Consider the following 22,071-nt stretch of genomic DNA (forward strand, 5'->3'; position numbering starts at 1 on the left):
AGGGAAGTGTGGAATGTGGGCACATTAGAAAAAGACATTAAACGAATGGAAATACAAATCGAGCAATTGATAAGCATCATCGCAAATCAGAACAGTCGTCTCAATCGGATAGAAGACGTGGAACGACAGAAAAGGCTGAAAAATATTCGTATGATTCCGCTGGCCGAACGTGGCTGATGACATTACCGTATTGGCAAATGAAAACCCCAGTGCCACTTGGGGCTCTGGGGTCCATAAGCTGGTAATTCAATTTTCATTGGAGGTCGAATGATAATAAATCTTCGAGTTCCGTATCGGATAAATCGCTGAGCCATTGACTTGATTGGATGAGATCGGCAGACAGTGCCGCCTTCTCAACAAGCATCTTATCAATTTTTTCCTCAATTGTTCCAAGTGTCACAAATTTATGGACATGGACGAACTTTGTCTGACCGATCCGGTATGCCCTGTCGGTTGCCTGATTTTCGACAGCTGGATTCCACCATCTGTCAGCATGTAATACATGATTCGCACCCGTCAAGTTCAATCCGGTTCCGCCCGCTTTCAACGAAAGAATGAAAATAGGGAATTCACCTTCTTGGAAAGCCTCGACAAGCCGGTCACGCTGTCCTTTTGGCATACTGCCAGTCAAAAACGGAACGTCAATTCCATGTAGTTCCGATAAACATTGGCGGATGAGTTGCCCCATGCCGATGTATTGCGTGAAGATAAGGCATTGCTCTTTATTGCTAGCGATTTCAGCTGCCATTGACACAATCAGATCCAGTTTATTGGACCGTGACAGCATCTGTTCTGCGGGAGCATTCGGCTCTTTAAGGAACAGCGCGGGATGGTTACAAAGCTGTTTCAATCGACTGAGCATTTTTAAAATAAGCCCTTTCTTTTCAAAACCGGTAAGTGTCTGCAACTTAAATTTAGTTTCTTCAAGGAAACTTTCATACAAAGCGGCCTGTTCGGTCGTTAACGGGCAATATTCATTTTGCTCAAGTTTTTTAGGCAGATTGAGCTGTAAATCGGGATCGCTTTTTGTTCTACGAAGAAGGAAAGGACGTATTTTAGCCCGCAGTTTCCGTTTATCCGCTTCGGAATCATCACGCTCAATCGGAATGATATAGTTGTCCGTAAACTTCCGGAAACTGCCGAAATATCCTTTGTGAATAAAGTCGAAAATTGCCCATAGTTCGGATAAGCGGTTCTCGATCGGTGTGCCGGTCAATGCGATATGGTGCTTGCCGCGGAGTTTCCGGATGACACGGGACTGCTTCGTTTGCATATTCTTGATGTTTTGCGCTTCATCGAGGGTAATACTCGCAAACTCTGTTTCAGCGAGCATTTCGCCATCCTGTGAAGCGGTGCCGTATGTCGTAAGGACGACATCGGGTTGCAACTGCTGAATGAGCTCTTTAAAGTTTTCATCCTTTGCACGTGTAGGTCCGTAATGTGTATGGATAGTTAATGACGGTGCAAAGCGTTCGATCTCTTTCTGCCAGTTGCCGAGAACACTTGTAGGACAGACGATAAGAGATGGTGAATCGGTATCGGTCCTGGCATGGACGTTCAGCAGATAAGTGATGAGCTGAATCGTCTTTCCAAGCCCCATGTCGTCGGCAAGACACGCACCGAAACTGTTATCCCGCATGAAGATGAGCCAGTTATAGCCATTTTCCTGGTAAGGCCGCAGCTCGGCAAGTAAATTTTTCGAAATACCGGCTGAAGGAAGTCCTTTTTTATCAGACAGCATATCCATATAACTGCGAAGTGACTGTTGCATTGAGAAAGCGAAAAGCGGATCATCGTTCTCTTCATCCTCTTCAAGAGGGACCAGTTCTTCAGGAACATCCTGGAAAAGCAAATCTTTAACAGTCCACTCCCCGGCATCCGCTCGATCCATCAGATCACGGATTTTTCGTAACCAAAGGGGATCTATATGGAACCATTCGTCGCCGGAGCGGATGTATTCCCGATTTTCATCGACAAGTTTGCGGAAGGCATCACGGTCGATGGCATTGCCGGCAAGTGAGAAATTCCAATCGAATGACAGTACCTCGTCTAAGCCGGTGGCGGATTTATACGATTGTACCCCGGCATTTGTACGGATCCTCAATTTTGATTCGGTCACAGATTTCAGCCATGCAGGAAGGATGACAGGGTAACCGAATGACTGAAGCAACGGCAGGTCATTCTGGATGAATGTCCGCACCTCGGGATCCGACATTGGGGTGGACAGAAACCTTTCATCTGAAACAAATTCCACTGAGCCAATGAATGAGGTCATTTCAGATTGCTTCTTCACAATCTCATCTGCGTAAGGCTTCCATTTTGCCGGAAGTGCTTCTGCAACGGGCGCATTCGCTTTCCGCATGGAAGGTGTCCAATGGGCTCCGCGTTCACCGACAATAACCGATTCCAGAAGCCATTCAGTATCCGTGCTGACTTCCGGCTCAGTCAGGCGGAAAGCGACATTGATTGGAATCGTTGAAACAGATTCACCAGGCCAGCCATACGTCCGCAAATGGGGAAGCAATGACGGTAGCAGTTCAGGATTGATGGCGGACGCAGAAAGTTTACTGCTGACCGCATGGCTGATAACAGCTGCCGCCTTTTCCGAGATTCCCGCTTTGTTGCTGTCAAAACGGATGCTGGTGCCATCCACTTCCGCATAATTCCATAAATCGGGATCGGTCCAAGCTTTGGCAGCCTGGCGAATGGAAGTAAGCTGCGAATCATCCGCAGCGGTAAGTCCTTCAAAAGTGACATAGGGATGTACAACGGAAAAAACTTGTAAAAGCTGGTCCGCATGCAAATAAGCGACTTCAGCGTCTGTAGCTGCATTAAGTCCATACAGGGCGCGTTCATTGTTAAAGAACAGGAAGGAAACAAGTTCATCCGGTTCGACTTTCCACCCAGTGCCGTCCATTGCGGCAATAGAATATAGTCCGTCTTCCATCAAGCGGATGCTCATGCGGAAAAGGCGGTTCAATGTAAATGTTCCGGTCATAAGTTCAAATTCCCTTTCTCCATTTCTTCCATCAATGCGCGAAGTCTGCGGTTTTTTTCACGCACTGTATCAATGTATTGATTCCAGAAGTCGATCTTTCCACTTTTCTTCGAACCCGCTTTCATTTGTTTAAACAGTTTGACGGCCCGCCGATAACTATGCCGGTTCTTTTCTTTGATGAAATTCATGGCAAACGTATGCAAGAGAGGCAAGACGGCCGACGGATCTGATGTCAGTGCCACTTTCAAACCGCCCGCTTCGGCACCATCATAAGAAACGCCATATCTGTGCATCAGGGCTGCCCATTCGGCAAAACGTTCACGTTCAACGAGAAAATCCGCATAAACGTCGACACCCGGTTCGCCATATTGTGCAAACATACTTTCACGCAATTCCTCCGAAAAATCGGCCGCTTCGAATAAACCGTCAATGTTACGGACGAACTGAGGGCGGGTTGCCAGAGGGACCGATTCGCTTACGTAATCGCCGATGAACGGCAACAATGCATGCATAATAACGGCAAGCGCATCCGTTTCTTCATTGCTTTCCGCAAGCTGTGCAAGCGGTAACCATGTCATGATGTTTTCAGCCGACACATGGTCGACGAGTTTCGTCAATGCATCATGCTCGCCATGCATCAAGTGGAAAAATGCGATAAAGATCCGGGCTTCCTCTGAATCCTCATCCATAAGAATTGCCAGCTCGGCGTCACGGGCCGCTTTGAAAGGAAAGAGATGCTGCCAAAATAGGCGGTAGACATGGAACCTTTCTTGGAAAAGTCCCGAATTACCAAGCGCGAAAGAACGGACAAGATCCTTCACACGCTCGTGGAAAGCGTCCGCTTCAAATAGTTTCGGTTTTGCTCCGATTGCAGTTACGCTATCATTCAATTTTCCAAGCTGTTCTGACAGCCAGTTTTGCACATACCATTTTCCGTAAAAGAACGAAGTCGGTTCACCACCAAGATGCCCTTTTACATAAGGCCAACCAGCATCTAGTACATGTAACCGATAATAAAGTTCAAATAGTGGTTTCCATTCGTATTCAAAAGGAATAAGCGAAGTCGCTCTTTGATCGATCAGGGATGTTTCATGGATGAATACGCCGGGATTTTCGGACAACCCAATTTTTCGGAGCGGTTGGGTCAGGCGTTTCAAAACATCGATCCATGCATCGGGAGTACGTTCCGATATGGATAGCACCATCTGTTGTGATTCCGTGCTGCGCCACTCATGTAGCCAATCGGTAAGGGAATGATGTTGTGAATAAAGGTGGAATACTACGGCGATCCGGTGTGAACACCAGCCGGAGTGTCTGCACGTACAGCTTGTTTCCATGTGTTTGAAAGAAATGCGGACACGTTCGGTTTCCACGCCAAGGAGCCCGGCGACAACTGTACTTTCGGAGGTGTCGTACGTATAGGAGTTTGTTGCACCGTTTCTGATGAGTGCCACGGCACGTCTGACCTCTAGGGCATCGGCTTCTATCCCCGGCCCAAGTGTGTTTTTGATGGCATTCATTAATTCATCTATTTCATTTTCGTGCAAGTAGGATACACGTTCGACAGTTATGTTCATCGGACCACTCCCTAAGAAAAGCATTCCTTCTATTATAGCGCTTTTCTGCAGTGAGCGGAAATGATGTTATTCAATATCGAGGTCTTTTGTATGTTTATTTATTATGGTAGGGATTAATTTGTTGGGATAAAGGGAATTCGACGGTCTTTTCCAGTTGCGTCACCTTGGAATCCATTACTGATTTTAATGGCGTTTCAAGAAAAACTTACAGGAAGTATTTAACATAAATTGGTTTTTGAGTGGCATGAGAGACATATTGACAATATAATAGAACTATTATACTATATTGGAATAGTTGCATAGTTATATAGTTACTATTATCACAGAGAGTAGGGGTGGGGCATTGGAAAAGCTTGTTCTGTACATACCTGATTTGGAATTTCAATTTTATCGGAAGAAGGGATTTCAAGAGAGTATTACACAATTATCTTGCGGGGTGTCGAATACAACCAGCAGTGTCATCTACGCATCCGATGAGCGTAAATTGTATTTTCGTTCGGTGGCTTTTGGAACGATGAAATTCCATTTGGTGTTGCTCGATTTCAAGTACAATACCATGACGTTTTTGAGTAGAACGGATGTACCTGGGGACATTAATCAGGGAGTCCATGAATTGCTGTCCTCGCTACAATTTAATTTTCAACCCCAAAAAATGTCTTTCGTCATGGAAAGACCCGAAAATAAAAATTACACCAAGTAGCGGCATACATAGACGGCTAATATAATAGACTAATAAACAAACAAAACATTCACAAAACCTCCACAGATGTGATAAACTAATAGTAATCAGAATATTCAATAACTGGAGGGGGAAAAGATGCTATCAGTACAAAGAATGACACCCTTTTTTACAACGCAAGAAGATTTCCGTCTTCGATTAGTGTTTGCTTACCAATATTTCTCCATCATTAAAGGAGGTGACGTATTTCAGTTCATTCCATCTGAAGGAAAAGAAATCGTTGTTAATATGAAAAGTCTACAAGTTGAAAACTTAGGAGAAGTATTTGTTTTTCAACGGGGTAACCGGTTTATTCGACTACCACTCTACCAGTTGCTCCTTATCTCGGATCTCCATATGCACTTGACGATTATACTGGAAGGGAAGATGGGTATCGAAATGCAGGAGGCGACACCGGAAGTTGTCTTGCTAGAGGCCGCGAGTATCATCGAGCAGTTGGAAACCGACAATAGAATGCGCATGATTGATTTTGCGCTTGAGACTGAGAATATAAAGATGTTCAATGAATTGACGGAGGGACTGCGGTAGATTTGAATAATGAAACTTGAAGAACACCTGTCGTTAGCTGTTAACGGGAGGTGTATTTTTATTGCCGAATTCCGGTTACTCGAATGAATATCCCATGGCAAAACGGTCTGTTATTTTTGTTTGCCATGCGTGGAAGACGCCATCCCCCTCATTGCGCTTGCAGCTTGTGAAGACGTAACGGGCGGATTTGAAACCCGACCTGAAAAACTTGCCGGCCACATACAGACTTTCCCCCTTATTCACAAAATCCGCCCTATTGTCGATTTCCCGGGAAATAACCAGATTTTCATTTCCGAGTAAACTTCCCCATTGTAGAAAAAAGGACAAATAGCCCGCCTTTTAAGCAGATATTTATATATATATCACTCACTGTCGTGTAAAATAGGATATATAAACCTATCTATTAATCCTGAAACATTGCAAATCTCTCAAATTTTGCTAAAGTGATTATAGTAGTATTGGTGACTTTAACAAATTCAGCCATAGTTAGCAGAAGGGGATTACCGCAATGTTTTTTGACTATAAGTTTTGGCAATTCTTGACGAATCCGTCTAAATTGGCGGACCAACTTCAAACGTCTTCGATGCACGGTTTCAAAAAGCGTATCCTATGTGTATTCCTTGTCGGTGTTCTTTTATTCGCCCTCCGTGATATATGGGGGATGAATACAGAATCCGTCACTTCACTTCTTTCGACGATGACAACTACGGATTACACAATAGCCCGGTATGTGTCATTGGTGGGGGCAATCGTATGGTCATTCATTTATATGGCATTTCATTTCTTCGGATTTGCATACATAGTTAGTCGATTAACAACGATTCCATTTAAAAAATTATTTCCATTGCAGCTGCTTGTGATAGGAGTTCTTTTGATTGAAAAGGCGGTCGTCTTCCTCGTGTTTGCCATGAAGGGGGCAGCAACCAGCGTGTCGTTCCTCTCTCTCGGACCGCTCGCCGCAACTTTTCTTGATAATTGGTATGCCATCCTATTCCTCAATCAGCTGACAGTGACAACTGCATTCATTATTGTTTTGCAATATCAATTCATCCGAACGTATACAGGAAATATCGAGCGAAAAGGGTTTATCTGGCTGTTGATCGGAATTCATGTCGCAATGGCACTCATTGTAGCGGCAGTCGGTTTCATTCCATTGGAAAGCTTGTTCCATTCCTTGATAGAAGGGGGTGCCGGCAATGAGTAAAGTGAAGACTATCGCAGTTTCCATCGCAATCAGCTCATTCCTTGCGGGAAATCTCTATTTGCTTTTCTCCGATAAAAGCGTCATCACGAAATCTGTTTATGTCGAACGATATGAGCGAGCGACAAACAGTAATCATCAAGAAAAACTTGCGAAAGAAGGATTCATCGCACCCGAGGAAATCTATACAGTCTATGTCGGCAATGAGGACACAGTTGATTCATGGCATGTAAAAGAAGGGGATTTCGTAACAGTTGGAGATGAAATTGCCACATTGCAAACAGAGCGTGCAGAAGGTCAGCGCGCGGTCTGGGAAGCGGAGCGTGATGCGCTTCGACAACAGGATTCAGCTGTGCGGAGCATGATTTCCAATCTCGAATCCGAACGCAGGAATGCGGAGTCCGATAGTTCTTCAAATGTAAATCGGAAAGACAATGTCTCGGAAAACAAGGAAGACACGAAAGTGGAAGTCGGCTTGAATGTGGATGTCCAGGTGGATGTGAAACAGGATGGGTCTTTTGCACAGGCGATTGCGGCGGCTGAACAGGATCTGGCGGAAATCGAACGCCAGCAAGCAGTTGTCGATGCGCAACTGTCGCAAGACTCTGCGAGACCATCACTTATCAGTCCCGTTGACGGTGTCGTTTCCAAAGTGACCCGTTCCGGTTCTATACTTGCGGTGGATATTTTCAGCTCACAAAAAGTGGTTGTCACATATGCGAAAAATGAAGAATGGCAGCAGATTGAAAACGGGGACACAGTTCTGATCCAGGGGAACGGCTTCGAAAATGCGGCGGAAGGAACAGTGCTATCGGTTTCCGAAGCGCCAGCCACAGATAATGAGTGGCTTAGCGCCTACAAAGCGCTTGACGACACGAAAGTGAAAAACCCGCTCAGTTATTACGAAGTTCGCATCTTGACTGATGCATCGGTGGAAGCGGTGCCTTTCGGAGCGAATGTCAACGCAGTCGTCATCGTCAATGAAGCACTGGAAGCCATGACAGTGAACGAAAAATGGCTGCATGATTTCTACAAGGAATCAGCTTATGTTTGGGTGATCGACGATTCAGGGCGTGCCACAAAAGTGGATGTTACTATACCATTTACATGGAAAACGCGTGCAATCGTGGCAGATGGTCTGCAACTTGGTGATGTCGTATTCCATGAACCTTCGCTTAAGACGGATGAATACGCACCTAAGGTATTCCTACCACTCCCTTCTGATTTACCGTCAAAAGCACAATGGCGTGCATTCGGTTGGAAAAATTATTTGAAATATATCTTAATACAGTAAAACGAGAACCTCGCATTTGCGGGGTTTTTCTTTGATTTAAAGGCTATATCTTATGAAACTGTCATGTGGCTGTTTAAATTTAAATGTTTCATAACTTGGAGACGGGGTATTTTCTATACTAGTTAGCCGAAAAGCTTATTGAAAAAATACTTAGGAGGCGTTTGGAAATGGTAAAAAGACATGTAGTTGGATATTACAATACAGAAGTGGAAGCCATCGCGGCAATCGAAGATTTGAAAAGACAGGGGTACGTGTCGGATGACATATCGGTCATGAGTAAACATTCGGAAAACGTGGAAGCCATCGCTGATGAAACCGGTACACATGCAGCGGACGGTGCAGCTACGGGAGCAGCGACAGGCGGTGTCCTTGGCGGTCTCGGCGGTGTCCTTGCTGGAATCGGAGCACTCGCAATTCCTGGAATCGGCCCGATCATCGCAGCTGGCCCAATCGTAGCCGGCATCACTGGCGCAGCAGCTGGTGCAGGAGTTGGCGGACTGGCCGGAGCACTTATCGGTATGGGTATCCCGGAAGAAGAGGCGGCCCATTACAATGATCGCTTCAATGAAGGGAAAATCCTTGTCCTTGTTGACGGCGACTATACTCGACCGGACAATCCTTACCGACCACTTGTCTAAAAGTGAATAAAAAAAATCAAGCCACCCGAATCCATTCGGGTGGCTTTTTTCTTTTTACTGTTTTGTTTGTGCTTGCTATAACATGAGTTGAATCGATCAAAACATACTCTGAGCTGAGTAGCCCACAATCTGCGATTTCCATTAACATTCTTTAAGAGATTTGTTCGAATAGGCCTGTCTGCAAAACGACGAGCATAGTTCTTTCCGAACGTACAGAAGTGGAGAAACCGAAGCCCAGAAACTAGCTATATGCCATATTGGATTCAATTACTTTACTATTTTGACGCACCGATCGAGCAGCATTTCCATCTGCTCCCGTTCATTGATTTGATTCTTCGTCTCCATATCCATTATCTCATTTGATATTTAGGAGACACCGTTGATTGGAGCGGAGAGCGGCGACTCCTGTGGGAACAGCGCGAGCTGAAGACCCTGGACTGAGAGCAGCGAGGGAAGCGGCTGAAGCCGTGCCCGCGGAAAGCGTCCGCTCGCAGTGGAAATCAACTTTTTAGGCTTTTTACCATTTTAGTAGAAAAGACTGTAGGCAAGTCTATAGTCTGAAGCCACCCGAATCCCATCGGGTGGTTTTTGCTTGGGTGAAATTTTATTTTCGAGCGATGAATCGCTTTATAGTAGTAGAGATGTTAACTAGAGTATATCGAAATAAAATGAGCGGAAGGCATCCCGAAAGCGTATTTGAAGAAATTCTTTAATTCAACTCACATAGGCTAATATAACCATTTCCACCATTATCCATAAAACATACGAACTACAATTCGACAAATCCTGTAAAGTCCATTTGTACGATTTTTCAGAAAACAGTCAGTTTACGCTAAAATGAACGGTTTCACTCATATTAAATCCTATAACCTTGTGGTAAATTGCTAGTGTTGGACTATTTTGACAAATGTGATAATAGTAAGGGGGAGATGGGATTTGAAGAGGAATAATTTCAAGAAATTCTTTAGTGTATTACTGGCTATCGTAATGGTTCTGTCATTATTGACACCGTTCTCTGCGTCTGCGGACACCGAAACAACAAAACCGTTCAAGCCGGAAAACTACGATGAAAGCATCATGCAGCAAAAAGCGGCAATTGCCGAGCAGTTGAACCTGTTACATGGTGGTCCTAAGCTGCACAAAGATTTACAAGGGTTAACCGGTAGTGGACAAGTAGCGGTTATTGTTCATTTATCCGAAAAGCCGGCAGCTCTTGAACAGGGGATCAAAGAGCTGAAAGGACAAAAATTCACTGCGGCAGAAGCAACTGCGGTAAAAAAGAAAGTAAAAGCACAGCAGGCATTCTTGAAAAAGGAAATGGTTATCAAGAAAATTAAATTCACCGAGAAGTTTGCATATGATACGGTACTGAACGGTTTCTCCGTGACAGTGGAAGCGGCTGATCTTGAAAAAATGCTTGATCTGACCGGCGTTACATTGATTGAACCGGACACGGAAGTGCATGCATTTGAAGAGGTGGTTCCCACTTCATCCGGAACGGTTGATGCTGCTATGGATACCAGCATTTCATTCCTCGGTATCGAAAAGCTTTGGGCTGAAGGAATTGAAGGGCAAGGGATCAAAGTTGCGGTGCTCGATACGGGCATCGATAAAAATCATCCCGACATAGCTACTATCTATAAAGGCGGAAAGAACTTCATTCCGAACTCATCCACCTACACGAAAGCACGTCAAGACGACGATGCGTCCGAAACATTGCCGTCCGAACGTCCTGCAGGCACGCCTGAGTTCAACTCAAATGGAAGCGCATTCTATACTTCGCACGGTACACATGTAGCGGGGACAATTGCTGCAATCGGTGAAAATCCGTATGGTGTTAAAGGGATCGCGCCAAAAGTGGATCTTTATGCTTACCGTGTTCTGGGCGCTTATGGCAGCGGATCTACATCGGGCATCATCGCTGCAATTGAAGAATCGGTTAAACAAGAGATGAACGTCATCAACCTATCACTTGGCGGAGGGGCAAATTCCGAAACCGATGCGGGTTCATTCGCCATCAACAACGCAATGATGGCCGGGACAATTTCAGTGATCGCTACAGGAAACTCCGGTCCGAAACGCGGAACGATGGGTACGCCGGCAACAGCTCGTCTTGGAATCGCAGTCGGGAATACGACAAATCCTGAAGCGCATTTCGACAGCAACGTGACAGTCACAGCCGGGGACTATCAATTATCCAGAAGAGTCAACCTGATGGGAACAACATTCGGGGCAGATCCGGCAACGCAACTTTCAGGCGAATATGAAGTTGTAGCCGTACCTGGAATCGGTGCACTTGCTGACTATACGGGTCTGGATATAGCAGGAAAAGTGGCGCTCGTTTCCCGCGGTGACATTGCATTCGTCGACAAAATCGAGTTTGCGAGACAAAAAGGTGCCATTGCAATCCTTATCCACAACTTTGCAGGCGGCACGAACGCACCCGAAGCTTCAGGAACATTCCTGGGCGATGCATTTGAATTCATTCCATCATACGACTTATCACAATCGGACGGCGAAGCAATTCGCGCTGCTCTTAAAAGCGGGCAAGGAACTGTAACGTTCGCGGATTTCAATAAAACAATGACAACCGGAGATGAAGTAAACAACTCCAGTTCACGCGGACCGTCAACTCCGAACTTTGATATTAAACCTGACGTCAGCGCGCCTGGCACGAATATCATGTCAACAATCCCGATGTACAAAGAAGACGACCCTACAGTAAGTTATGAAAAAGCGTTTTCACGCAAAACAGGTACATCAATGGCAACGCCGCATATCGCGGGCATTGCAGCACTTGTGAAACAAGCGAATCCTTCTTGGAACGCCTTTGACGTGAAAGTAGCACTCTCCAACACAGCAAAAATCCTGAACACTGAAAAGTATGATGTCATGTCCCAAGGCGCGGGGCGGGTGGATGCATATGCAGCGGCACATCCGACTATCCTTGCTTACGCAGAGGACGAGGCAGTACTTGACGGCAGTGGAACAGTCGTTAAAAACAGTAAAGGGACAGTGACATTCGGGCCGCAATCCCTTGCTGCGGGAAATCTTTCCGTGACGAAAGCGATTCGCGTGAAAGACAAGAAAGGCAACGGCGGAAATTACAGCGTGACAGTCGATACGAAGAAAACATTCGGCGATGCGAAAGTGACAGTAGATAAACCTTCATTCACGGTTAGCGGCGAACAACTGCTCAATGTGACATTAACGGCTTCACGAAATACGACGGCTAAACCGGGCGATGAAATTCAAGGGTATATCCATATTTCGAATGGGGATACAGATATTTCATTGCCTTTCGCAGCTGATTTCGGCGGAGCAGATGCGGCAGCAATAACCGATATGAGCATTTCAGGAACGGACTTGTCATTCAACGGAGATGGTGTGAAGGACGAAGCGACGCTCAGCTTCAAATTGACAGGTGACGTAACGACCAACTACATCGAACTGTGGGATATTATGGATCCGGAAGGCGGGGAATACGGGGATGGCTATATCGGATACTTGCATGCGGGCTCCTCACTTGCCGCGGGTTCTTACACATTAGCGGTCAAAGGCCAGTACACGCCATGGGGCGGCAGTTCCACCACCGCAATTCCCGACGGTCTTTACACGATTGATTTTACAGGACAAACTGTTTCCGGTAATCCCCCGATCATCGGTGACTATGTCGGACCGGTCGTTGTGAAATCAGAAGCCGGTACGATTGAAGGCACGGTCGAAGGCACAACAGCAATGGGTAGAATCATCGATAAATACGTTGATTATCAGGCTGAACTCGTAAACTATGGTTTAGGCTTCGACATCAACACGAAATTGAACGCTATATACGAAGTTCTGGAAAACGATACGGTCAAATCATCCGGAGCGGTTACATTAGAACAAGACGGCTCATTCACTTTCGAACTTGACGCGTTGAATAAAGCCACGGATTCCGTCAAAGTGAAATACACCGATGCAGCAGGCAATAAAGCGGAACAACTATTGATCGGGGAAGCGGCCGACGACCCTGTCGACTATGCGGTTAATAAAGACAGCCTCGCCCTTCAAATTGGCGGCACGGAACAATTGACAGTGACAGAAACGACAACGAAACCGGATGGCACGAAAGAAGAAAAAGACGTTACAACAGAAGCAACATTCATTTCCGCTGATGAAAAAGTGGCAACGGTAGAAAATGGCAACGTCACTGCAATCGGAACGGGTAAAACAACAATTACAGTAAGCTACAAAGAATTCATTGCAACAATCGCAGTTGAAGTGGCAGCACAATCAGGACAAGACCAAATCACTTATTCTGTCAGCACAACGAACCTGACCCTCGGCGTCGGTCAGCAAGAACAACTATTCGTCACAGAAAAGACGACGAAACCCGACGGCACAATTATTGAAAAAGACGTAACCGGAACGGCAAGCTACAATGTCGTCAACAACAAAATCGCGACGATCCACAAAGGACTACTCACAGCACTAGCACCGGGCAAAACACAAGCGCGCGTCATGATTCCGGGACAGGAAGTCATCTACGTTTACGTTGAAGTGACACAAGCACCGCAAGATCAGGTCACGTACTCGGTGAGTAAAAAGAACCTGACCCTCGGCATCGGCCAATCGGAACAGTTTTACGTCACACAAACGACAGTGAAACCGGACGGCACGGTCATTGAAAAAGACGTCACCGGCGCGGGAAGCTACAATGCAGTCAACAACAAAATCGCAACGGTCAAAAAAGGCCTGGTGACAGCACTGAATGCCGGGAAAACACAAGTGCGTGTCATGATTCCGGATGAAGAAACGATTTATGTCTACATCGAAGTGGTGGAACTTCCGCAAGACATCATCACGTATAAAGTGAACAAAACGAATGTGGAAATGGAGGTCGGCGAACAAGTGCAACTGAAAGTGACGGAAAATACGCTGACACCTCTAGGGAAATCCAGCGATAAGGACGTCACGGCGCTGACAACTTTCAAAGTCGTCGATAACACGATCGCAACCGTTCAATCAGGTCTCGTCACAGCGCATACAGCAGGGAAAACGCAAGTGCGCGTCATGATTCCAGGACAGGATCCGACCCTCGTATACCTTAACGTGGAAGAGGCGGAAAAAGACATCGTCATCCCGACGACAGAGTTGATCGCAAGCCCTGCAACACTGAACCTGAAAGTCGGAGAAGAATCCCGACTTTCCGTTCTATCGGTCGAAATGAACAACGGTGAAAAGACACCGACGAACGTTACCGAAATCGCTTCATACAGCGGATTCAATCCAACGATCATCAACGTCCAACAAGGTGAAATCATTGCACTCGGCGCGGGCGAAACGGAAATCACAGTAGCATATGGCGGAAACACTGCAGCCGTTTCCGTTACAGTCGAGGAAGTCCCCGTCACTGAAACGCCGAGGCATATCGTTTCTGAAACGGAAATTGCAGGTCAATTGAGCGACAAACAAGCGAAAAAAATCGTTATCACAGCTTCGTCGGATGAAGATGAAACGACAATCGAATTCAGTGAAGCAATCTTGAAAACGATTGAAAAGGCGGAAAAAGATCTCGTCATCAAGAAAGGGGAAACATCTTTCTTGTTCTCGAAAAAAGCAGTCGAGAAATTGGTGATACAAGCAGGCGGTGACGTGACAATCACATTGACCAAGACGTCCGCGGCATCAATTGCGGACGCGGTATCCGATAATTTCACACTCGGTCTAGCGGCTGGCACAGGCGACAATCGATCCACGTTGCATCAATTCGACGGAGACATTGAAATCAACCTGCCAATTGACGAATCGAAATTAAGAAAGAAGAGCAAAGTGGCAGTACGCGAACTTGATTCGAATGAAACCCTTAATGCAAAATATAAGAATGGCACACTCGAATTTACTGCGAATGGTGCTGGCAGCTTCGTCGTCATCAACAACTAACTAAAAAGGAATTCCTGGTCGATGCAAACCAGGAATTCCTTTTTCCTTCTGGAAGATGAGTATTTATTTAAAAAAAGGGTATTAAGAAGCATAAGTAGAAGTAACAATACAATATAAGGATTACTGTATAAAGGAAGTGTAACCATGATAGACCCGTCCACAAAAGCGATTGACTTGCTTCAAAAAAAGCCGAAACAGCAAAACTGGGGAGCAAGGAGGGCGGCGAAGGATAAGAGGTATAAAACATCATCTGAAGCGGTCCAAGATTACATCGTACTTGATTTTGAAACGACCGGTTTTCGGGCCGGAGCCGATAAAATCATTCAAATCGGCGCTATCAAATACGTCAATCATGAACTGGAAGATGTGTTCAATACATTCATCAACCCTTCCCGCCATATTCCCGCATCGATTACACAGCTCACAGGCATCTCCAATGAAATGGTTGAATGGGCACCCCGCATTGAACAAAAAGTAGATGAACTACTTGCATTCATCGGCGATTTACCCATCATCGCCCACAACGCATCATTCGATATGGGATTCCTATACGCGCTCGACAACATCGAAGGCATCAAGATACCAGAGTATACCGTCATTGATACCGTCAAACTTGCCCGCAAAAAGATTAATCTGACCCCCAACCATAAACTATCGACATTAACCGAATTCCTGCAGCTCGAACACGATGCCCACGACGCAATCGGTGACTGCCTCGCCACTGCAGCCATCTACCAATATTGCACACAAAGTCATTTTTAATAGTACACCGCATAATGTGCTAAGTAGCATTTTATGACTAAGATGAAATGAGGGAACTGAGTGAAGAGAATTGGGGCGGCATCACAATGAAAAGAAGTGTGTTGGCAATTTGTACAACGCTCATGTTAAGTGTGGTTTTCGGAACGACTATGAGTAATGCGTCAGCCAAAAAACCGACGCATTACATAGGCCTTCACGACCGTTTACTGGATTTCAAAGATGTCCGGGTCATCGATAACGACATGAAAGTCCCGCTGGGTGACATCGCAAAAGTGCTGTACATTCCACTGGAAAAAGAGGAAGGTGCCACGTATATCCGGAAACGGGACATCGAACTTATCTATGACGAGACAACAAAACTGACCACGAAAAACGGCACCCAAGTTGGCTGGTCACCTATCGTAGACGTCGGCGGCACACTGTTCATCAGCGTCAAATACATCGCCCGCGAACTCGGCTTCAAAGTGGAATATTTCCAAAAGCTGCGGACACTGCGCATCTACCGCGACGACTACGAGCATATGAACGCTGAAGCGTACAAAACACATGTAAAAAAATTGTTGGATAAAAAGCAGGAAGCCGAAAAAACAGCGAAACCACCCGTGAAAAAACCTGCAAAACCTGTAAAGCCAGCCGCAAAATCTAAAGCGAACGTCTATTTGACCTTCGACGACGGTCCCAATAAATTCACGGCCATCAACAATGCCACACTGAAAAAATATGACGCCCAAGGCACATTTTTCTTCCTTGGAAAACATATGAAAAACAACGAATCCATCGTCAAAGCCGTCGCGAAAGAGGGGCACTATATCGGCACGCACAGCATGACGCATGACGCGAAAAAAGTATACAAATCAACCAAGGCATTCATCGATGAAATGAACGAAGGAACCCAGCTTATCCATGAAATGACCGGCCACGACGCAAAATTGCTTCGCGTTCCATACGGTAGCAAACCGCACGTCACACCAGCCATGAAAAAACAGCTCAACCAAATCGGCTACAAAATGTGGGACTGGGACGTCGACTCCAATGACTGGAAATACACCGACAAAGAGACGGACCAAATCATCAAAAATGTTCGCACAGGCGTCGAAAAAGCCGACAAATCCGGCGATCGCGACATCATCATCCTGCTGCACGACCGCAGCCAAACATCAAAAGCCCTCCCGCAAATCATCGAATGGCTGCAAAAAGAAGGCTACACCATCAAAACATACGAACCCGAACACCACATCATCCAAAACTTCCTGCACGATACAACGCTGTAACAATGAAAAAAGCCGCCTACCGTGGGCGGTTTTTTCGTTTGAAGTGAATGTTGTAGGGGGATTGAATTGTGTTGGAATTGTAGTAGTGACTGGAATTGTAGTGGTGACTGGCACCACTACAATTCAACCTCGGTCTTCCTCCAATTCGGTAGACCGACCATATATCATGTGCAACCGACCATATCCTCTCCGAGACCAATCATATCCCTAGCCAGACCAATCATAACTTCCAATCGACCGACCATATCCACCGCCCAACCGACCATATCCCGCACCAGACCGACCATAACCACTTCAGAAGGAAGCTTTTGGCGGAGCTAAAAGCTAATTCAATACATCCAACCCTTAGTCTACCAACCATGCGAGGGACCGACCATATATCATGTATAACCGACCATATTCTCTCCGAGACCGATCATATCTCTGGCCAGACCAATCATATCTTTCAATCGACCGACCATATCCACCGCGCAACCGACCGTATCCCAATCCAGACCGACCATAACCACTTCAGAAGGAAGCTTTTGGCGGAGCCAAAAGCCAATTCAATAGAACCAACCCCTGGTCTACCAACCAAGCGAGGGACCGACCATATATCATGTATAACCGACCATATTCTCTCCGAGACCGATCATATCCCTGGGCAGACCGATCATATCTTCCAACCGACCGACCATATCCACGACCCAACCGACCATATCCCGCACCAGACCGACCATAACTCCCAAAGCAGATCCGAGGACTCCTTCAAAAATGAAAAACGAAGTGGAAACAACGACCAAAATCCAAATATACCTCAATATCACAAAAGCAAAATTCGGCTTTGATAGAAATCATATGAATCTATTAACTTTCTTGATATGCTTTCAGTGAGGTGATGTAAATTTGATTTATAAACATAGATCAGTGCCGAAAAAACTAATTGGATTAAATGCATTAATTCCCCGATTGCACCCATCACAGTTGGAAGCGCAAAAAGCTAAAGAGGACTTACGGAATCGAAAAGCGGGCTTTGGAGGGGAGCAGCATTTCGACAAGCATCTATTAGAATTCAAACCACGATATCCACATGCCATCTTGCACGACATCAGTTTGAAACAGAACGGTATTTACTTTCAAATGGATTCAGTTCTTATCACGCCGGCATTTATCCTTATCATCGAGGTGAAAAACATTGCTGGAAAAATCATCGTTAAATCAAACCCCACACAATTCATCCAAGAACTTCCGACTAGCGAACGAAAAGTGTTAACAAACCCCATCGCAGAGCTCGAGCGAAAACAGTTCTTTCTCAATGAGTGGTTAGGACAGAGAATGATTGAAATCCCAATTAGAGGAATTGTCGCTTTTGCCTATACTAATGAATTAATTTTCGAAAGCACTCCCGAAACGAAAATCGCATTTACCACTGAAATTCCATCCTATTTATATTCATTACCCGTTCAAAAGGAAATTATGGGCAAGGCAGCTATACGGAAATTGGCATTCGAATTAATAAATAACCATCAGGAATACGATCCATTCCCGCTGACAAAATCGATGCACATTTCACCAAAAGACATTTTGCCGGGCGTCATCTGCCCGGTATGTAACGCTAGAGGAATGCATTGGATGCGTAGAAAATGGTCATGTCAGAAATGCAATCACGCAGGCACGGACTATCAATATGCTGCACTTGAAGATTGGATTTATCTCATCGACAAACGAATAACGAACAAGGAGTTCAGAAACTTCCTATTGCTAAATGACCGACAAGTTGCGAAAAGATTCCTCGCCCGCTCCAGATTGAAACATGAAGGGAAGGGGAAAGGAAGTTTCTATGTGGCAAATGAAGTGATTAATAAACAAGAGTTAACGCTTCATAAAAAATGAAGCGTTTTTTCAATAAAATCGACCCCCGAGCTCCCACCAAAGCGGGACACCGACCATATAGCATGTCCAAGCGACCAGATATGCTCTTCAACCAATCATATCCCTCGCTAAACCGATCATATCCTTCAACTGACCAATCGTAACCGCTGCCCAACCGACCATATCCCACGCCAGACCGACCATAACCCCTTAGAAAGGAAGCTTTTGGCCGCAGCCAAAAGCTGATTTAATAAAATCCACCCCCGAGCTCCCAACAAAGTGGTAGACCGACCATATATCATGTCCAAGCGACCATATATGCTCTTCAACCGATCATATCCCTCGTTAAACCGATCATATCCTCCAACCGACCGACCATAACCGCCACCCAACCAATCATATCCCACGCCAGACCGACCATAAATCCTATCCAACCGACCAAACCACCCCCTAAAAACTTCGTCTCCCTAAAAACTCCCATCTCCGGTATAATAAACTCACACAACGCAACACCGCCAAAAGGGGGAACCGCCATTGGATTACCTATATAACCCGCATCCATCCATACGCCACACCGTCTTCGCCAAAAACGGCATGGTCGCAACATCACAGCCGCTCGCCGCACAAGCTGGCATTGAAATCATGCGCAGAGGAGGCAACGCAATCGACGCGGCAATCGCAACAGCAGCCGCACTCACCGTCGTCGAACCGACGTCAAACGGAATCGGCGGCGACGCATTCGCACTCGTCTGGGTCAACAACAAACTTCACGGCCTCAACGCATCCGGCCCGGCACCGCAATCACTCACAATCAACGCCGTAAAAGCGCAAGGTCACGACAAAATGCCGATGTACGGCCTAACGCCTGTCACCGTCCCGGGCGTACCAGCCGCGTGGGCGGAACTCGCACGCAAATTCGGCAAACTACCACTGAAAGAATCGCTCGAACCGGCCATCCGCTACGCCGAAGAAGGCTACCCGCTCACGCCGATACTCGGCAAATACTGGAACGCCGCCTACAAAAAATACTGCACTTCATTCACAACAGAAGAATTCGACGAATGGTTCAAAACGTTCGCACCTGACGGCAGAGCGCCAGAAATCGGCGAGCTATGGAAATCACCAGATCACGCCGCCACACTCCGCTCCATCGGAGGATCTAACGCCGAATCATTCTACACCGGGGAACTCGCCGACCAAATCGACGCCTTCATGCAACAACACGGCGGCTTCCTGAAAAAATCCGACCTGGCAAACTACCAGCCGGAATGGGTCGATCCCGTCTCAACAAACTACCGCGGCTACGACGTTCACGAAATCCCGCCGAATGGCCAAGGCATGATCGCACTCATGGCACTCAACATTTACGCTGAAATGAACAACCCATACCTAAACGACACACAAACACTGCACGAACAAATCGAATCCATGAAACTCGCATTCACAGACGGTAAGGAATTCATCACGGAACAAAGCGATATGCCAATTAAACCTGAACACCTTCTATCCCGATCGTACGCACAACAACGTGCAGCAAAAATCACAGCAACAGCAACAATCCCGGAGCCATACGAACTTCCAAAAGGCGGCACCGTCTACCTTGCAACTGCCGACGGGGAAGGAAACATGGTGTCATTCATCCAGTCGAACTACATGGGCTTCGGCTCGGGCATCGTCATTCCGGGCACAGGCATCGCACTCCAAAACCGCGGCGCCGACTTCTCGCTCGACCCGAAACATCCGAACGCACTGAAACCCGGTAAACGAACCTATCACACCATCATTCCAGGATTCCTGACGAAAAACGGGCAAGCAATCGGCCCTTTCGGTGTCATGGGCGGATTAATGCAGCCGCAAGGCCATTACCAAGTCGCCATCAACACCATCGATTACAAACTCAACCCGCAAGCCGCACTCGACGCACCGCGCTGGCAGTGGATAAAAGACAATCTCATCCACGTCGAACCCGGATTCCCGAACCACCTGGCCCAAGCACTGACAAGACGCGGCCACACAATCCAACCGACCCTCGACACCGGCTCATTCGGGCGCGGCCAAATCATCTGGCGAAACCCGGAAACCGGCGTCCTATCGGGTGGCACCGAATCAAGAACAGACGGAGCAATCGCAGTCTGGTAAACCATCATCGCCCCCAGATGAATTGTGCGAGAATTGTCTGGGTGACAGGTACCCACCAAAAAGGTGTATACTTAAACATCATCAAACACTACGTAATAAAAGCATTGTTTAGTAGTTTGTAAACGTTGCACACCTAAAAAATCTGTACCACCAAATAAATAAATCCACCAAACCAAAGAAGGGGGTGCCTGCCCATGTGGAAAATATATGCGCTCCTCACAACTGCCATGCTCATCTGGGGATTCAATCTGCCGCTCCTCAAATACTTGCTTTTGCACGTCGGACCGGTCACCATGACAACATTCCGGATTCTGCTCGCAGGCGTATCCGTATTCATCATCCTGGGCGCATTCAAAATGCTCAGGCTGCCGACAAAGACCGAATGGAAATACATAGTCGGAGGCGCGATGCTCAATGTCGTCCTCCATCACTACTTCCTCAACATGGGTCTTTTCCGCACATCCGGCACAAACGCCGGACTTATACTCGGCCTCGGTCCAGTACTGACAGCTATCTCGGTGTCGCTGATCATGCGGATCTCTCCATCTAAAATCCAGTGGCTCGGTTTCATCGTCGGCCTCATCGGTGTCAGCTCCGTCGTACTTGCAGGCGGGGGACTCGGCGGCCTTGCGCTCGGCGACGTCTTCGTATTCATCTCGATCGCAGCACAAGTGCTATCATTCCTAGTCATCTCAAAAGCCGCCAAAACACTGGACCCGCGCATCATGACCGCCTATATGATGGTCGTCGGCAGCGTAGTGTTACTCTTCATCAGCCTCATTCAAGAACCAGGCGAAATCAAAGCGTTCGCCACCGTACCGCCCATGTTCTGGCTCGGCTTCGCGGCAAGTGCCATCATCGGAACAGCTGTCGGACACATGCTCTACAACTACGCTGTTGGTCAGGTCGGCCCGTCTAAAGCCGCCATCTTCATCAACTTCAACACCATGTTCTCCCTACTCGGCTCAGCGATCTTCCTAGGCGAACTCATCACCGCCCGCCATCTCGTAGGTCTAATTTTAATAGTCACCGGCGTCATATTAGGATCAGGCGCAGCAGAGGATTTATGGAAGAAACGACAATCACCAAATGAGGAAGTAGTTTAGTTTCCCGAATCCATTGCTGTCTTTAATAAAAAACGACCACTC

The 22,071-nt window shown here is 46.6% G+C and carries 17 protein-coding genes; 12 read left to right on the top strand and 5 right to left on the bottom strand.

Features of this window, described 5'->3' with window-relative positions; genetic code table 11:
- The first annotated feature begins 15 nt into the window (after positions 1 to 15).
- Entirely contained in the window at positions 16 to 177 is a 162-nt protein-coding gene (locus tag HDC33_RS01665) for a hypothetical protein (protein ID WP_179390798.1), read from the top strand.
- 76 nt (positions 178 to 253) lie between these two features.
- Here the strand turns inward: HDC33_RS01665 and HDC33_RS01670 are convergent, their stop codons facing one another.
- Positions 254 to 2,998: a DEAD/DEAH box helicase gene (locus HDC33_RS01670; protein ID WP_179390799.1), complete on the bottom strand. Its 2,745-nt coding sequence runs from the start codon at positions 2,996 to 2,998 to the stop codon at positions 254 to 256.
- Complete coding sequence (locus HDC33_RS01675) at positions 2,995 to 4,575, bottom strand: SWIM zinc finger family protein (RefSeq protein ID WP_179390800.1); 1,581 nt, start codon at positions 4,573 to 4,575, stop codon at positions 2,995 to 2,997. Before HDC33_RS01675 ends, HDC33_RS01670 begins: the two co-directional genes overlap by 4 nt.
- A gap of 817 nt (positions 4,576 to 5,392) precedes the next feature.
- On the opposite strand from HDC33_RS01675, the gene HDC33_RS01680 reads away from it, so the two are divergent.
- The 8 genes from HDC33_RS01680 (at position 5,393) to HDC33_RS01710 (ending at position 16,933) form a co-directional block, all read left to right on the top strand.
- A complete protein-coding gene (locus HDC33_RS01680) occupies positions 5,393 to 5,842 on the top strand; it encodes a transcriptional regulator (RefSeq protein WP_179390801.1) in 450 nt (149 codons plus the stop codon).
- 508 nt (positions 5,843 to 6,350) lie between these two features.
- A complete protein-coding gene (locus HDC33_RS01685) occupies positions 6,351 to 7,046 on the top strand; it encodes a hypothetical protein (protein ID WP_179390802.1) in 696 nt (231 codons plus the stop codon).
- Positions 7,039 to 8,337 carry an efflux RND transporter periplasmic adaptor subunit gene (locus HDC33_RS01690; RefSeq protein WP_179390803.1) on the top strand — a complete coding sequence of 433 codons (1,299 nt, stop codon included), beginning with the start codon at positions 7,039 to 7,041 and terminating at the stop codon, positions 8,335 to 8,337. Before HDC33_RS01685 ends, HDC33_RS01690 begins: the two co-directional genes overlap by 8 nt.
- A 167-nt stretch (positions 8,338 to 8,504) precedes the next feature.
- Positions 8,505 to 8,975, top strand: a complete 471-nt coding sequence (locus HDC33_RS01695; RefSeq protein WP_179390804.1) for a general stress protein — start codon at positions 8,505 to 8,507, stop codon at positions 8,973 to 8,975.
- 383 nt (positions 8,976 to 9,358) lie between these two features.
- Positions 9,359 to 9,487, top strand: a complete 129-nt coding sequence (locus HDC33_RS16435; RefSeq protein WP_255457266.1) for a hypothetical protein — start codon at positions 9,359 to 9,361, stop codon at positions 9,485 to 9,487.
- Between the two features lie 424 nt (positions 9,488 to 9,911).
- A complete protein-coding gene (locus tag HDC33_RS01700; protein WP_179390805.1) occupies positions 9,912 to 14,900 on the top strand; it encodes a S8 family serine peptidase in 4,989 nt (1,662 codons plus the stop codon).
- 144 nt (positions 14,901 to 15,044) lie between these two features.
- The gene (locus tag HDC33_RS01705; RefSeq protein ID WP_179390806.1) at positions 15,045 to 15,662 is read left to right on the top strand and encodes a 3'-5' exonuclease; all 618 of its coding nucleotides are present in this window, start codon (positions 15,045 to 15,047) and stop codon (positions 15,660 to 15,662) included.
- A gap of 86 nt (positions 15,663 to 15,748) precedes the next feature.
- Complete coding sequence (locus HDC33_RS01710; protein ID WP_179390807.1) at positions 15,749 to 16,933, top strand: polysaccharide deacetylase family protein; 1,185 nt, start codon at positions 15,749 to 15,751, stop codon at positions 16,931 to 16,933.
- Positions 16,934 to 17,097: 164 nt separating this feature from the next.
- Here HDC33_RS01710 and HDC33_RS16440 read toward each other — a convergent pair whose 3' ends face one another.
- From HDC33_RS16440 to HDC33_RS16450, 3 genes are all read right to left on the bottom strand, one after another.
- Positions 17,098 to 17,220, bottom strand: a complete 123-nt coding sequence (locus HDC33_RS16440; protein ID WP_255457267.1) for a hypothetical protein — start codon at positions 17,218 to 17,220, stop codon at positions 17,098 to 17,100.
- A 93-nt stretch (positions 17,221 to 17,313) separates the two neighbouring features.
- A complete protein-coding gene (locus tag HDC33_RS16445) occupies positions 17,314 to 17,436 on the bottom strand; it encodes a hypothetical protein (RefSeq protein WP_255457268.1) in 123 nt (40 codons plus the stop codon).
- Positions 17,437 to 17,529: 93 nt separating this feature from the next.
- Positions 17,530 to 17,652 (bottom strand): hypothetical protein, encoded by a 123-nt coding sequence (locus tag HDC33_RS16450; protein ID WP_255457269.1) that lies wholly within the window; start codon positions 17,650 to 17,652, stop codon positions 17,530 to 17,532.
- 166 nt (positions 17,653 to 17,818) lie between these two features.
- On the opposite strand from HDC33_RS16450, the gene HDC33_RS01715 reads away from it, so the two are divergent.
- From HDC33_RS01715 to HDC33_RS01725, 3 genes are all read left to right on the top strand, one after another.
- Positions 17,819 to 18,805 carry a nuclease-related domain-containing protein gene (locus tag HDC33_RS01715; protein ID WP_179390808.1) on the top strand — a complete coding sequence of 329 codons (987 nt, stop codon included), beginning with the start codon at positions 17,819 to 17,821 and terminating at the stop codon, positions 18,803 to 18,805.
- Between the two features lie 513 nt (positions 18,806 to 19,318).
- Complete coding sequence (locus tag HDC33_RS01720; protein WP_179390809.1) at positions 19,319 to 20,923, top strand: gamma-glutamyltransferase family protein; 1,605 nt, start codon at positions 19,319 to 19,321, stop codon at positions 20,921 to 20,923.
- Positions 20,924 to 21,117: 194 nt separating this feature from the next.
- Positions 21,118 to 22,029 (top strand): DMT family transporter, encoded by a 912-nt coding sequence (locus HDC33_RS01725; RefSeq protein ID WP_370457392.1) that lies wholly within the window; start codon positions 21,118 to 21,120, stop codon positions 22,027 to 22,029.
- The last annotated feature ends 42 nt before the right edge of the window (positions 22,030 to 22,071 follow it).

The organism is Sporosarcina sp. JAI121, assembly GCF_013408665.1.
GTDB lineage: Bacteria > Bacillota > Bacilli > Bacillales_A > Planococcaceae > Sporosarcina.